Below are 14,329 nucleotides of genomic sequence, written 5' to 3'. Positions count from 1 at the left end.
GCAATGGCCCCTTCCCGGCTGAGGCCGGTCCTACGAACAGCATTGCGTGTGTCCAGTCAGTTCCATTACAGATTCCATGCGCCGAGGGGACCGGCTGCGGAACACCGTTGTGGGACCGGCTTTAGCCGGGAAGGCGTCGGATGTCGCTCTGCAGAAGTGAGGGGTGAATGCAATGGCCCCTTCCCGGCTGAAGCCGGTCCTACCAACAGCATTGCGTGTGTCCAGTGCGGTGAGCTGCAGCCTCGCCAAAGCATGCTTCATGTTCAGCTCCGATTAAGTATCCGGGCGCTAACTTATGAAAACGGCCACCCAGCCTGTCAAACAAGTTCAACGGAGGAATTAAAGCAGATCTGCAGCTCGGCTGTTTATAACCCACTACCGATAACTGCCGGCATGCTGAACCCAAGCTGTCTGAGCACGAAATAACAGTCAGATGTTTAAACATGAAGCTTCTAACCACGGCAATACTCGAACAACCGTCATATCCAGCTGATAGCCCCGTATTCATTGGCTATCACTGCCTGACGAACACACGGAAATGTTACGCGTCACGAACGTTATTTTCATATGTGTGAGATTAATCTCCAGATCAGGTGATAGCGGAACAACGTAATCAGATCTCATCATCTGATGACTCAGTTACATAAATGACACGATGCCCGCAACGGCACCGTTATGAATACCTGCACGTGTTTTAAATAACTTCCCAGGCGGTGCATGTTAGCGCCAGCGGACGGGTGTGTTCAAAACTTGAACTTCAGTGGGACGTTCTCATTATGAATGAGGCTTTTCTTCCTTTTTCCCGGCCCAGTATCGGCGATGAAGAAGTGGCGGCCGTAACCCGCGTGCTGCGCTCCGGCTGGATCACCACGGGCCCCGAATGCCAGCAGCTCGAAGCGCAGTTCGCCGAACGGGTCGGTGCCCTGCATGCCATCGCTGTTTCCTCCGCAACAGGCGCCATGCACATCGCCTTGCTCGCCCTGGGCGTCGGCCCCGGCGATGAAGTGATCACGCCTTCGCAGACCTGGGTCTCGACCGCCAACATGATCTGCCTGCTGGGCGCCACCCCGGTGTTTGTCGACGTTGACCGGGACACGCTGATGACCGACGCCGATTTGATCGAACAAGCCATCACCCCGCGCACCAAAGCCATTGTGCCGGTGCATTACGCCGGCGCCGCCTGCGACCTCGACCCGATTTACGCCCTGGCGGACCGCCACGGCATCGCGGTCATCGAAGACGCCGCCCACGCGGCGGGCACAGGCTACAAGGCCCAGCCGGTAGGCAGCCGCGGCACGGCGATCTTTTCCTTCCATGCCATCAAAAACATGACCTGCGCAGAGGGCGCGATGGTCGTCACCGACGATGCCGTGCTGGCCGATCGCGTGCGCCAGCTGAAATTCCACGGCCTCGGCGTCGATGCCTACGACCGCCTGACCCTGGGCCGCAAACCCCAGGCTGAAGTCATCGAGCCGGGCTTCAAATACAACCTGGCGGACATCAACGCCAGCATCGCCCTCGTGCAATTGCACCGGCTGGATCACATCAACGAGCAACGCCGCCGGCTGGCCAGCCACTACCTGGACCGCCTGGCAAGCAGCCCGGTCATGCCACTGGCGCAACCCGTGTACCCGCAACAGCACGCCTGGCACCTGTTCATCCTGCGCATCGACCCCGAGCGCTGCGGCCTGGACCGCGACGGGTTCATGAAAGCCCTGCAAGAGCAGCGCATCGGCACCGGCATTCACTTCATCGCCACGCACCTGCACCGCTATTACCGACAGCGTTTCCCGAACGTGCACCTGCCGAACACCGAGTGGAATTCGTCGCGGCTGTGTTCGATCCCGCTGTTCCCGGACATGACCCGCGACGATGTCGAGCGGGTGGTCGGGGCCATTGAATCCATCGTGGAAGCGCGCCCTTGAAAGCCTATCCCGTCCGCTATGTGTCCATCGTCATCCCGGTCTACAACGAGGAACGAAGCCTGCCCGAATTACTGCGCCGCACCGAGGCCGCCTGCGCCCTGATAGGTCACGCTTTTGAAATCGTGCTGGTGGACGACGGCAGCCGCGACGCCTCGGCCGAGCTGCTTCAACAGGCCGCCGAGCGACCAGGCAGCCCCGTCGTGGCGGTCATTCTCAACCGCAATTACGGCCAGCACGCGGCGATCATGGCCGGCTTCGAGCAGTGCAAGGGCGACGTGGTCATCACCCTGGACGCTGACCTGCAGAACCCGCCGGAAGAGATTCCGCGCCTGGTGCGCCTCGCCGAACAGGGTTACGACGTGGTCGGCACGGTGCGCAACCATCGGCAGGATTCCGCCTGGCGGCGCTGGCCGTCGAAGCTGATCAATCTGGCCGTGCAGCGCTCCACTGGCGTGGCGATGAACGACTACGGCTGCATGCTCCGCGCGTACCGGCGCAGCATCGTCGACGCCATGCTCGCCTGCCGGGAGCGCAGCACCTTCATCCCGATTCTGGCCAACAGCTTCGCCCGGCACACCACAGAAATTCTGGTCGAGCATGCCGAGCGCGAGCACGGCGATTCCAAATACAGCCCCATGCGCCTGATCAACTTGATGTTCGACCTCATCACCTGCATGACCACCACGCCCCTGCGGCTGCTGAGCATCGTGGGTTTTGGCATGGCGCTGCTGGGCGTGCTGTTCGCCCTGGCGCTGGTGGTCCTGCGGCTGATCTTCGGCGCGCCCTGGGCCGGGCACGGCACCTTTGTCCTGTTTGCGGTGCTGTTCGTGTTCACCGGCGGGCAGTTCATCGGCATGGGCCTGCTCGGTGAATACCTCGGGCGCATGTACAGCGACGTGCGCGCACGGCCGCGTTTCTTCATTGAAAAGGTCGTGCGCCGCACCGCTGTTTCCAGCGCCTACCCGGTCAACTCCTCCCCCTCTGCTGATGCCCACAAGGTCGCACCATGAACAAGAAAGCGGTTGTTTTTGCTTACCACGATATTGGCTGCGTTGGCCTGCAGGCCCTGCTCGCCGCCGGGTATGACATCGCAGCGGTGTTCACCCACGCCGATGACCCCAAGGAAACCACCTTCTTCGGCTCGGTGGCGCAGCTGTGCGCGCTGCACGGGATCGCCGTGTACGCGCCGGAAGACCCCAATCACCCGCTGTGGGTTGAGCGCATCGCCCGGCTCGAACCCGATTTCATCTTCTCCTTCTACTACCGCCAGCTGCTCGGCGAACCGTTACTGGCCTGCGCGAAAGAAGGCGCGTTCAACCTGCACGGCTCACTGCTGCCCAAATACCGTGGCCGGGCGCCGGCCAACTGGGTGCTGGTGAACGGCGAAAGCGAAACCGGCGTGACCTTGCACCAGATGGTCAAACGCGCCGACGCAGGCCCTATCGTCGCCCAGCAGCGGATCTCGATCAGTCCGACTGAAACGGCCCTGACCCTGCACGGCAAGTTACGTGAAACCGCCGCAGACCTGCTCTCGGACACCCTGCCATTGCTCGCCCAGGGCCGGTTGCCGGGCACACCCCAGGATGAATCCGCCGCCACCTGTTACGGCCGGCGCAGCGCTGCCGACGGTCTGATCGACTGGTCCCTGCCGGCCACCCGGCTGGGCAATCTGGTCCGCGCGGTGACTCAGCCCTACCCGGCGCGTTCTGCCCGGTGGGTGAGCACAAACTGATTGTCTGGGTCGCCCGCGCAGAGACCGGCTATACCGGCGAAGCCCCCGGCACGGTGCTCGGTTGCGAGCCGTTGCGCATTGCCTGCGGCGAAGGCTCGCTGGTGATCAGCGCCGGCCAGCGTGGCGACAACGGCCTGTACCTGAGCGGCGCGCAACTGGCCCGTGAGTTCGGTCTGGTGGAGGGCTCGCGCTTGCAGGGCATGGACCCGCGCCGCCCGGTCCGACGCACCCGCGTGCTGATCCTGGGGGTCAACGGCTTCATCGGCAATCACTTGTCCGAACGTTTGCTGCAAGACGACCGCTATGAAATCTATGGCATGGACATCGGCTCGGACGCCATCGAACGCCTGCGGACCAGGCCGAATTTCCACTTCATCGAAGGCGACATCAGCATCCACTCCGAGTGGATCGAGTACCACATCAAGAAGTGCGACGTGGTGCTGCCGCTGGTGGCCATCGCCACGCCCATCGAATACACGCGCAACCCGCTGCGGGTGTTCGAGCTGGACTTCGAAGAGAACCTGAAAATCGTCCGCTACTGCGTCAAGTACAACAAGCGCGTGATCTTCCCGTCGACCTCGGAGGTGTATGGCATGTGCCAGGACGCCAGCTTTGACGAGGACACCTCGAATCTGGTGGTCGGCCCGATCAACAAGCAGCGCTGGATCTACTCGGTGTCCAAGCAGTTGCTCGACAGGGTGATCTGGGCCTACGGGCAGAAAGGTTTGCAGTTCACCCTGTTTCGCCCGTTCAACTGGATGGGGCCACGGCTGGATCGCCTGGACTCCGCGCGCATCGGCAGCTCACGGGCCATTACCCAGCTGATTCTGCACCTGGTCGAGGGCACGCCGATCCGGCTGGTGGACGGCGGCGCGCAAAAGCGCTGCTTCACCGACGTGGTCGACGGCATCGAAGCCCTGGCGCGGATCATCGAAAACAAGGGCGGGCTCTGCAACGGCCAGATCATCAACATCGGCAACCCCGACAACGAAGCCAGCATTCGTCAGCTGGGCGCCGAGTTGCTGCGTCAGTTCGAGGCCCATCCGCTGCGCGACAACTTCCCGCCGTTTGCCGGTTTCCGTGAGGTCGAGAGCCAGTCGTTCTACGGCAAGGGCTATCAGGACGTCAGCCACCGCAAGCCGAGCATCGACAACGCCCAGCGGCTGATCGCCTGGACACCGACCATCGAGCTGAGCGAAACCATCGGCAAGACCCTGGACTTCTTCCTCCGGGAAGCCATGGCCGAGAAGGCCGAACCGACTGTCAGCACCGGCGCACGCAGCTGATGAAGGCCGGTCTGCGCATCGACGTCGACACCTGGCGCGGCACCCGCGACGGCGTGCCGCGACTGCTGGACCTGCTCGACGAAGCGCAGGTCAAGGCGACGTTTTTCTTCAGCGTCGGCCCGGACAACATGGGGCGCCATCTGTGGCGTCTCGCGCGGCCACAGTTCCTCTGGAAAATGCTGCGCTCCCGGGCGGCCAGTCTGTACGGCTGGGACATTCTGCTGGCGGGCACCGCGTGGCCCGGCAAACCCATCGGTCGCGATCTCGGGCCGCTGATGCGCCGCGCTCAGGAGGCCGGTCATGAAGTGGGCTTGCACGCCTGGGATCACCACGGCTGGCAGGCCAATGCCGGGCGCTGGAGCGAGGCCGAGCTGGCCGATCAGATACAGCGCGGCGTTGACGTTCTCAGCGATATTCTCGGCCACCCGGTGACCTGCTCCGCCGCCGCCGGCTGGCGTGCCAATGAGCGGGTGGTGCAGGCGAAAGAGGCATTCGGTTTTCGCTACAACAGCGACTGTCGGGGCACCTCGATATTCCGTCCGCTTCTGGCCGATGGCGCGCCGGGCACACCGCAGATTCCGGTGGACCTGCCGACTTACGACGAATTGATTTCGCCACAGCTCGATGCCCAGGCCTTCAACGACGACATCCTCGGGCGGTTTGCGGCCTGGAAGCTGAACGTCTACACCGTCCACGCCGAGGTCGAAGGCATCGTCATGGCCCCGGCTTTTCGCGCGCTGTTGAGCGAGGCGAAAAACCATGGCGTCGACTTTCAGCCCCTTGGCGCGCTGTTGCCGGACAGACTGGATCACTTGCCCGCGGGCCAATTGGTCCGCGGGGCGTTGCGCGGTCGCGAAGGCTGGCTGGGGGTGCAGCGATGATCAAAGCCGAACATCGCAACATCGCCCTGCTGGTGCTGGCCTTCGCCGCGTTCTATCTGCTGCCGCTGGGGTCCCACGGCTTGTGGATTCCCGATGAGACCCGCTACGCCCAGATCAGCCAGGAAATGCTGCACAGCGGTCACTGGGCCGCGCCGCATTTCATGGGCCTGCGGTATTTCGAGAAACCCGCTGCGGGCTATTGGCTGATTGCCGTCGGCCAGGCCATCTTTGGAGAAAACCTGTTTGGCGTGCGCATCGTGTCAGCGCTGAGCAGTGGCCTGAGCGTGGTGCTTGCTTACTGGCTCGCCGCGCGGATGTGGAACGACCCGCGCAAGAGTTTCGCCAGTGCGCTGCTGTTCATGAGTTTCGCCTTTATTGCCGGGCAAGCTGGTTATGCCAACCTCGATCCTCAGTTCACCCTGTGGTCCAACCTGACGCTGGTCGGGTTCTGGTGCGCCGTTCACCGCAGCGGGCGTGCGCGACTCGGCGCCTGGACGTTGATCGGTCTGGCCTGCGGCATCGGCTTCATGACCAAAGGTTTTCTGGCCTGGGCGCTGCCGGTGATGATCACCCTGCCCTACATGCTCTGGCAGCGGCGCCTCGGCGAGCTGCTTCGCTATGGGCCGCTGGCGGTGTTGATCGCCATCGTCGTGAGCCTGCCGTGGGTGCTCTCGGTGCATGTTGAGGAACCGGACTTCTGGCGATTCTTCTTCTGGCATGAGCATGTGCGACGCTTTGCCGGAGCCGATGCCCAGCACGCCGAACCCTGGTGGTTTTACCTGCCACTGCTGGTGGTGTCGTGCCTGCCGTGGGCTGCGTTGCTGCCGGTCACGTTCCGCCAGGCCTGGCAGCGCAGGCGTCGACCCGACATCGGCTTTCTGCTGCTGTGGCTGCTGGTGCCGCTGGCGTTTCTCAGCGTCAGCAACGGCAAGCTGCCGACGTACATTCTGCCGTGCCTGCTGCCGGTGGCGCTGTTGATGGCGGATGGGCTGATCGAACGCCTCAAGCAAGGTCAACTCACCGCGTTGCGCGTCAACGGCTGGCTGAATGGGGCCGCCGGCTTGATCGGGTTGGGCGTGCTGCTCTGGCTGCAACTCCAACAGCCGGTGTACGTCCACGAACCGCTGAACCTGCTGCTGGCGATCATCGTGTTGATCGGCTGGTGCGCGAGCAATGCGCTGCAAGGCCTGCGCCCGATGAAGTATTGGGCCGCACCGGCGCTGGGCAGCTGGCTGCTGGTGGCGTTGTTGCCCGCGGCCCTTCCCTATGACGTGGTGCATAACAAGACGCCTGACCAGTTTGTGCTTGCCCATCAAGCGCAACTGGCAGCGAGCACGCACTTATTGAGCAACGACCTGGGCGCTGCATCAGCACTGGCGTGGCGGCTTAACAGAACCGACGTGTCGTTTTTCAACACCTGGAACGAACTGGATTACGGGCTGGGCTATCCCGACGTCACAGGGCGCGAAGTCCCCCTTAAGGGGATTGATGAGTGGATGACCCAAGCCCGCCGCGAGGGTCAGGTCGGGGTGGTCATGCGTGGCAGAAGTGACGAGGAGCTGCGCGAGCTTGAGTTGCTGCCCAAGGACGCCGAGCGCTATGACGAAGGCAATCTGATCATCCTCATTTACGGGAAGTCAGCGCCATGACCTGGCTGCTGTTGTTGGGCACCTGCGGGCTGACCTGCCTGGGCCAGGTCGCGCAGAAGTGCGCGGTGGAGCGCTGGGGCGGCACGTTCCCCGGCGTGCTCGCGGCCGCGCGCTCGTTCTGGTTGTGGCTGGCCGTGGGCTGTCTGGGACTGGGCCTCGTCGGCTGGCTGCTGGTGTTGCAACGCCTGGAAGTCGGCATCGCTTACCCGATGCTGGGGCTGAATGTGGTGCTGATCACCCTCGCCAGCCGGTTCGTTTTCAAGGAATCCATCGACGCCGTGCACTGGTTGGGCGTCGCGTTGATTCTGGCGGGCGTCGTGCTGCTGGGGCGTCAGGCATGAGCCGGTCAAGTCTTTGCCAATCGGGCAGGCAGCGCGGGGCGACCGCGTGGGCGATGGGCAGCGTGGCGCTGGTGAGTTCGGCGCAGCTGGGCATGCGCTGGGGCATGAGCCGTCTGCCCTCCCCTGATGCCTGGCCGGGTTTGCGCGGGCTGACACAACTGAGCCCTTTCGCCGTGCTGGTGATCGGCGCCGCGATCATTGCCTATGGGCTGTCGATGCTCGCCTGGCTGCTGGCGCTGCGCGACCTTCCGCTGAGTCGCGCCTATTCCCTGCTCAGCGTCAGCTACGGGCTGGTGTATGCCCTCGCCGCGGCGCTGCCATTTTTCCATGAGACGTTCACGGTATCGAAAACTTTGGGCGTCATCCTGATCGTGATGGGCGTGCTGACCATCAACCTTCGGCGCATTTCCAGCACTCCTCCACAGGGCTTTTCTTCATGAGAATCAGCGTTTTCGGTAGCGGGTATGTCGGGCTGGTGCAAGCCACCGTGCTTGCTGAAGTGGGCCACGACGTGGTCTGCATGGACATCGACCAGGCCAAGGTCGAGCAGTTGCGGCAGGGTCAGGTGCATATTTTCGAACCGGGGCTGGCCGGCCTGGTGCGCGAGAACCTGGAGAACAAACGCCTGCAGTTCACCACCGACGCGCAACGCGCGGTCGAGCACGCCGAGGTGCTGTTTATCGCCGTCGGCACGCCGTCCCGCGATGACGGCTCGGCAGACCTGACGGGTTTTTTCGCCGTCGGAGACGCCATCGCGACGTACCGGTCGGAGCCGCTGATCATCGTCGAGAAGTCAACGGTGCCGGTGGGCAGTGGCGACGCGTTGCGCGGTCATATCGACAAGGCGCTGCGCCAGGCCGGTCGCTTGCTGCAGTTCGATATCGTCTCCAATCCGGAGTTTCTCAAAGAGGGTTCGGCGGTCAACGACTGCCGGCGCCCGGACCGCATCGTCATCGGCTGCGACAGCGATGCCGTGCGCAAAGTCATGCGCGAGCTGTACGCGCCGTTCAACCGCAACCATGACCGGATCATGTTCATGGACCTGCGCAGCGCCGAGCTGACCAAGTACGCGGCCAATTGCATGCTGGCGACCAAGATCAGCTTCATCAACCAGATCGCCGAACTGGCCGAGCACCTGGGCGCCGACGTTGAGTCAGTGCGGCTGGGCATCGGCGCAGATTCGCGGATCGGCTACGACTTCATCTACCCCGGCTGCGGTTACGGCGGCTCGTGCTTCGGCAAGGACATTCGCGCGCTGATCCACAGCGCCCGGGAAGCCCATTGCTCCAACGACCTGTTAGCGGTGGTCGAGGCCATCAACGAGCGGCAGAAGAACAAGCTGTTCGAGCGGGTGAACGCCTTTTACGAAGGGGATCTGCGCGGCAAGACGTTCGCGCTATGGGGCTTGGCGTTCAAGCCAAACACCGACGACATGCGCGACGCGCCGAGCCGGGTGCTGATGGAAGCGTTGTGGGACGCCGGCGCCACCGTCCGCGCGTTCGACCCCGAGGCCATGCAGGAGACGCAACGGATTTACGGCCACCGCAGGGATCTGATTTTGATGGGCACGCCGGAATCCACGCTGAACGATGCCGATGCGTTGATCGTTTGCACCGAGTGGCAGCAGTTCAAGGCCCCGGATTTCGAGTTGATCCAGCAGCGGCTTGCCGCGCCGGTGATCTTCGACGGCCGCAACCTGTACGACACCGAACGCCTGGCCCAGAGCGGGTTTCACTACTTCCCGATCGGGCGCGGGGAATCCTGCGAGCTGCCGATCCCGCAAAAGCAGTGGATGCCGTACAAAAGTGTGGCGGGTGGTTCGATGGTGTAGCAGCCGACCCCTTCCCGGCTAAAGCCGGTCCCACAATTGGGATCGGCGCCGGCCCCGCTGGATGCAGTCGATGCTTTTTAGTAGGACCGGCTTCAGCCGGGAAGAGGCCAATGTGTACGACATCAATTTCGCGGTGTGACGCCTGACGCCTTCCCGGCTGCAGCCGGTCCCACAATAAGGGCCCGGCGTCAGCCCCACGAGTTCTTCACACCCCTCAAACCAATTTTTGACAATCGCGGCCCTACTATCCCGTCACTGTCGCGAGGGTGGAATCATTACGATGCTGGTTGTTGAAGATCTGGTGCTGGACACCGGAAAATACAGGGCCTTCCGCGCCGACAAACACTTGAAACTCAACCCGACCAACATCGGAATCCTGGCGCTGCTGATGCTAAGAAGTCCCGCTATTGTCAGCAAGGAAGAGATCGCCAAAATGCTCTGGGGCGAACAAGGTACTGACAAGAGCACCGGCCTCGGCACCCGCGTCCATCAAATCAGAAAAGTTGTCGATGACGGTTTTGCTTATCCTCTGGTTCATACGGTGTATGGCGTCGGCTATCAACTGTGCAAGTAAGCCACTCAATACCTTATGTTGTTTCAGTCACCCCCTCCCTCTCCAGTTGCTTCCAGTCTTGTGGATTGATGACGCCCCTGATCACTGGCCTGTTGCGCTTGTCCAGCGAGATAAATACCGCCCCGTCGTATTCGCTGGTTTCGGCACTGGGATAACCCTGCTGACTTTCCAGCTGACCGATGCATTCGCTGTGGGTCACCAGGACCAGATTCCGGTTGATCGCCTTGTGCGCCATGACCCGGCCGAGGTTCATGTTCTCGCAATCAACCAACCAGTCCTGGGATGCCACCGGATGGCCAAACAGGGATTGGGCGGTCTGCGCCGTGCGTGTGGACGGGCTGGCGAGGATATCGGTCCGCGCTAACCCCAGCTGACTGAGCGAACGTCCCACCTGGGCAGACACTTGGCTGCCGTTGCGGGTGATGCCGTCCTTTGGACCCAGGCACTCATTATCCGACCGATCGCAGCGCTCCCCGTGGCGCACCAGCACCACCACTTGGCCTTTCTTCCAGCTCTCGTAAAGACCCGCCCTGCTCATGTTTTGCCCCCTGACGAGGTCAATCGGCGAACGGGACCAACAGGTATACCCCGTTAACAGCAGCAGCGACACGACGATACCCGAGGCGGTCAGCAGTACACGGAATTTACTGGCGCTGTTGAATAACTTACCCGCTACCAGTGCGGGCGGTACATTGACGTGTTCGCGCATCGTGTTGCTCCGACTGTTCAGTCCATGGCAGATGGAAATCTGCGTCATTGAATGGCAAGGAGCGTAAACAGGGATGCATGGTTATTTGGTTAAGGGCTCGTGAAAAATACAGTGATGATCAAGCGTGACCACTTTCAACAGGAGAACAAGACGCGCGACTAAACGATCATGGGGTACGACGTTTCATACCCACAGCGTCATCTTGTGATTAAAACCCTCAGCACGCCGTATATATCAACGCCGTTTTCACATCGTCTTCACCGCGAGCTGACTCGGTCACCCGTAACTTCCGTCAGCGCCGACTTATTTCCCGGCGAAGTTATGAACCCCACTTATCGGGACACTCAGCGTGCGAAACCAACGATCACGATTTTATGCCTGGAACCTGGGTTTACCGATCGCCATTGCCCTGGCGATATTCGTGGTCTTCGACCTGACTTCGCTGGACGAGGTCATCAGCAACTGGCTGTATGGCCCGAATCACGAATTCCCGTTTGGCCACAATCGCCTGTTTGAAAACCTGACCCACCGCTGGCCGCGGATCATTCCCGACCTCACGGGGGAAGCCGCGATCATCGGCTCGCTCCTGTCATTCCTCTGGCCGCTGTTGAAACCGGGGCGACACGACCGGCTTATCAGGTCGCTGGAGAGGTTGCGCATCGCCCCGCTGCTGCGCTTCACCGCCCGCCACCGGCGGGACTTCCTGTTCATCGTTGTCTCGTTCGCCGTGACCACCGGCATGATCCACTTCTTCAAAAGCCACACCAGCATCTACTGCCCGGTCGAAACGACGCTGTACGGCGGGACGATGGAGAAGAAGGAGTGGTTCGAGAATTTCAGCCTGTTCCATGAAGCCGGCGCCGGTCGCTGCTGGCCGGGTGGGCATGCCTCCGGCGGCTTCACCATGGTCGCGCTGTACTTCGTCGCGCGCCGGTATCAATGGCGCCACGCCCGCGCGATCCTGTATGCCTCAATGATTCTGGGGGCGATCTACGGCACCACGCGCGTCCTGCAAGGCTGGCATTTCATGTCGCACACGTTCTGGGCCGGGGTGATCGTGTGGATCGGTGCGCTGCTCACTGCCCTCGCCTTCTACGGCTGGCGACAGCTTGCCCCTGGGCCCGTCGAGGAGGCCAGTCCCGCGCTACGGAAGCGGTCGGTGTCCGGGCCCAACGGAGTCACCGATCTGTAAATGTGGCATGAGCGGGTCAGCCATCCAGGCGTCGATCCAGCCGCGAATCAACGTCGCCGGCATTGGCTCGGCGATGCCGAAACCCTGGCCGATCTCACAACCGAGCTGCAACAGGCGTGACGCCTGGGCGGGGCTGTTGACGCCCTCGGCGATGACTTCGCGACCGAACGCGCTGGCCAGCCCCAGTATCGCCTGCAGGATCGAGATATCGCCGGGGGCGTCGAGCATGCCGTGAATGAACGTCTGATCGATCTTCAGTTGCGCCACCGGCAAGCGCTTCAAGTAGCTGAGGGACGAATACCCTGTGCCGAAATCGTCCAAGGCAAAGCGCACGCCCAGTTGCTCGCACGCACGCAACGTGCGCGAGACGCCTTCGACGTCTTCCAGCGCGCTGGTTTCGAGGATCTCGATCATCAGCATTTCCGGCCCGACATCAGGGTGTGCTGCGAGTCGCTCGGTCAGGTTCGCCACAAAATCAGGGTGCTGAAGTTGCCGTGCGCCGACATTGATGCTCACCGCCAGATGCAGCCCTTCCCGTTGCCAGCGCTCGATCTGGCTCAAGGCACTTTCGAGCACCCACTCACCCACCACCTCCGCCAGTGAGCTGCTTTCGATCAGCGGCAGAAAACTGCCCGGCAACAGCAATCCGCGCTCCGGATGCTCCCAGCGCAGCAGGGCTTCCGCACCGACGACCGCGCCCGTGCGCAGGTTGACCTTGGGCTGAAAATACAGGCGCAGTTCCCCCTCGCGAATGGCCTGATCGATACGGTCCAGACGCGCGTTGTGCCCACGCATCTCCTGGTCATGCTGCGCATCGAACACGTGGAAACGGTTCTTGCCCTCGAGTTTCGCCTGGTACATCGCCTGATCGGCCTGGCGCAGCAGTTGATCGGCGCTGATCTCGTTATCCTGCGGGTAGTAACTGACGCCGATGCTCGCCGACAGCGTCAGGTTCAGCGCGCCCACCTGCACCACCTCGCTGGCGGCCGTGAGCAGACGTTCAAGGATCGGCGCGCTGTCGCAGAGCTGGTCAAGATCGACGATCAGCGCCACAAATTCGTCTCCCCCCAGACGCGCCAGCGTGCAGGCCTCGTTCAGGACGTTCTGCATGCGCCGGGACACGCTGGACAGTACCCGGTCCCCCACGTCATGGCCGTGCAGGTCATTGATCGCCTTGAAGCCGTCCAGGTCCAGGTAACCCAATGCCAGCCGGGTGCCGTTGCCCAAGGCATCGGCCATCGCCTGTTGCATGCGCGAGGCGAGCAGAACGCGGTTGGGCAAGTGGGTCAGCGGGTCGTAGTGGGCCACGTATTCCAGCTGCCGCTGGTAGCTGTGCAGTTCGGTGACGTCGGTGAACAGCGAGACGTAATGCTGGGTGACGCCGTGGGCGTCGACGATGGCGGTAATGGTCTGTCGCGCGGCATAGGCCGAGCCGTCGCGCCGGCGGTTCCACAAGTCGCCCTGCCAGTAATGCTCGGTCAGCAGGCTGCGCCAGAGGCTGACGTACTCGGCACGCGGGGTCATGCCAGAGGCAAGAAAGCGCGGGTTCTTGCCCGTCGACTCATCGCGTTCGTAGCCGGTGATGGTGGTGAACGCGTCGTTGACCTCGATGATCGCGCCGGTCGGGTCAGTGATCATGATGCCCTCCCGCGCGTGGGTGAATACGCTGGCAGCGAGGTTGAGGCGATGTTCGATCTGCCGGCGCGCGGTGAGGTCGGTCAGGGTCACACGGATGCCGCTCGTCTCGCCGCCGTGGCGCACGCAGTTCAGCCGGGCCTGCCAGTGCGTGCCGTCGGTGCGCTCCAGGCTGAGATCGCACTCCTCCGCTTGCCCGGTGCGACAGACTCGGGCGAATACCTGCTGCCAGTGGTCGCGGTCCCGGCTGACGACGCGGCCGGCAAAGCGCCGTTGCAACAGGCGGTGGCGCGGGTAGGTCAGCAGCGTCTCGCCGGTGCGGTTGACGGCTTCAATGACCCCTTGGCGCGTCAGCGTGAGGTAACCCACCGGCGCGTTTTCGTACAAATCCAGGTAGAGGTCGCGGGAGGCCTCCAGTGCGGACTGGGCAACGCGCAGTTCCTCGTTCTGCATCTGCAACTCGGCCTGGTGCAATTGCAGGTCATGCAGCAGCCGGGCGTTGTCGTCCGGGTCCGGGATGTCGGGAGGGTTCGCCGGATGAACGATATGGGGCTCGAAAGGCGGGGTTTTCATG

At 62.6% G+C, this 14,329-nt stretch carries 10 protein-coding genes and 2 pseudogenes; 10 read left to right on the top strand and 2 right to left on the bottom strand.

The features are described 5' to 3' along the window. Positions 1-776 precede the first annotated feature (776 nt). From arnB to BBI10_RS13470, 9 genes and pseudogenes are all read left to right on the top strand, one after another. Entirely contained in the window at positions 777-1,925 is a 1,149-nt protein-coding gene (gene arnB / locus BBI10_RS13510; protein WP_065989005.1) for a UDP-4-amino-4-deoxy-L-arabinose aminotransferase, read from the top strand. Next, the gene (gene arnC, locus BBI10_RS13505; protein ID WP_065989004.1) at positions 1,922-2,935 is read left to right on the top strand and encodes an undecaprenyl-phosphate 4-deoxy-4-formamido-L-arabinose transferase; all 1,014 of its coding nucleotides are present in this window, start codon (positions 1,922-1,924) and stop codon (positions 2,933-2,935) included. The genes arnB and arnC overlap by 4 nt, the downstream gene beginning before the upstream one ends. Continuing rightward, positions 2,932-4,943, top strand: a pseudogene (gene arnA, locus BBI10_RS13500) (bifunctional UDP-4-amino-4-deoxy-L-arabinose formyltransferase/UDP-glucuronic acid oxidase ArnA). The gene arnC and the pseudogene arnA overlap by 4 nt, the downstream one beginning before the upstream one ends. Further along, positions 4,943-5,824: a 4-deoxy-4-formamido-L-arabinose-phosphoundecaprenol deformylase gene (gene arnD, locus BBI10_RS13495; protein ID WP_065989003.1), complete on the top strand. Its 882-nt coding sequence runs from the start codon at positions 4,943-4,945 to the stop codon at positions 5,822-5,824. The pseudogene arnA and the gene arnD overlap by 1 nt, the downstream one beginning before the upstream one ends. Beyond that, on the top strand, positions 5,821-7,473 hold the full coding sequence (gene arnT / locus BBI10_RS13490) for a lipid IV(A) 4-amino-4-deoxy-L-arabinosyltransferase (RefSeq protein WP_065989002.1): 1,653 nt from the start codon (positions 5,821-5,823) through the stop codon (positions 7,471-7,473). Before arnD ends, arnT begins: the two co-directional genes overlap by 4 nt. Continuing rightward, positions 7,470-7,814: an EamA family transporter gene (locus tag BBI10_RS13485; protein WP_065989001.1), complete on the top strand. Its 345-nt coding sequence runs from the start codon at positions 7,470-7,472 to the stop codon at positions 7,812-7,814. The genes arnT and BBI10_RS13485 overlap by 4 nt, the downstream gene beginning before the upstream one ends. Before the next feature lie 53 nt (positions 7,815-7,867). After that, positions 7,868-8,273, top strand: a pseudogene (gene arnF, locus BBI10_RS13480) (4-amino-4-deoxy-L-arabinose-phosphoundecaprenol flippase subunit ArnF). Then, positions 8,251-9,645, top strand: coding sequence for a UDP-glucose dehydrogenase family protein (locus BBI10_RS13475; protein ID WP_065989000.1), 1,395 nt, complete (start codon positions 8,251-8,253; stop codon positions 9,643-9,645). The pseudogene arnF and the gene BBI10_RS13475 overlap by 23 nt, the downstream one beginning before the upstream one ends. Before the next feature lie 280 nt (positions 9,646-9,925). After that, the gene (locus BBI10_RS13470; protein ID WP_065988998.1) at positions 9,926-10,219 is read left to right on the top strand and encodes a winged helix-turn-helix domain-containing protein; all 294 of its coding nucleotides are present in this window, start codon (positions 9,926-9,928) and stop codon (positions 10,217-10,219) included. A gap of 13 nt (positions 10,220-10,232) precedes the next feature. Here the strand turns inward: BBI10_RS13470 and BBI10_RS13465 are convergent, their stop codons facing one another. Then, on the bottom strand, positions 10,233-10,928 hold the full coding sequence (locus BBI10_RS13465; RefSeq protein WP_141695178.1) for a histidine phosphatase family protein: 696 nt from the start codon (positions 10,926-10,928) through the stop codon (positions 10,233-10,235). A gap of 349 nt (positions 10,929-11,277) precedes the next feature. Between BBI10_RS13465 and BBI10_RS13460 the strand changes: the two genes are divergently transcribed. After that, positions 11,278-12,120, top strand: coding sequence for a phosphatase PAP2 family protein (locus BBI10_RS13460; RefSeq protein WP_065988996.1), 843 nt, complete (start codon positions 11,278-11,280; stop codon positions 12,118-12,120). On the opposite strand, the gene BBI10_RS13455 is transcribed toward BBI10_RS13460, so the two are convergent. Beyond that, on the bottom strand, positions 12,073-14,328 hold the full coding sequence (locus BBI10_RS13455; RefSeq protein ID WP_065988995.1) for a putative bifunctional diguanylate cyclase/phosphodiesterase: 2,256 nt from the start codon (positions 14,326-14,328) through the stop codon (positions 12,073-12,075). The genes BBI10_RS13460 and BBI10_RS13455 overlap by 48 nt on opposite strands. Position 14,329 lies beyond the last annotated feature (1 nt).

The organism is Pseudomonas graminis (assembly GCF_001705435.1).
GTDB lineage: Bacteria > Pseudomonadota > Gammaproteobacteria > Pseudomonadales > Pseudomonadaceae > Aquipseudomonas > Aquipseudomonas graminis_B.
Note: the sequence above shows the minus strand (reverse complement) of the source record. Positions and strands in the feature narration are given on the sequence as shown.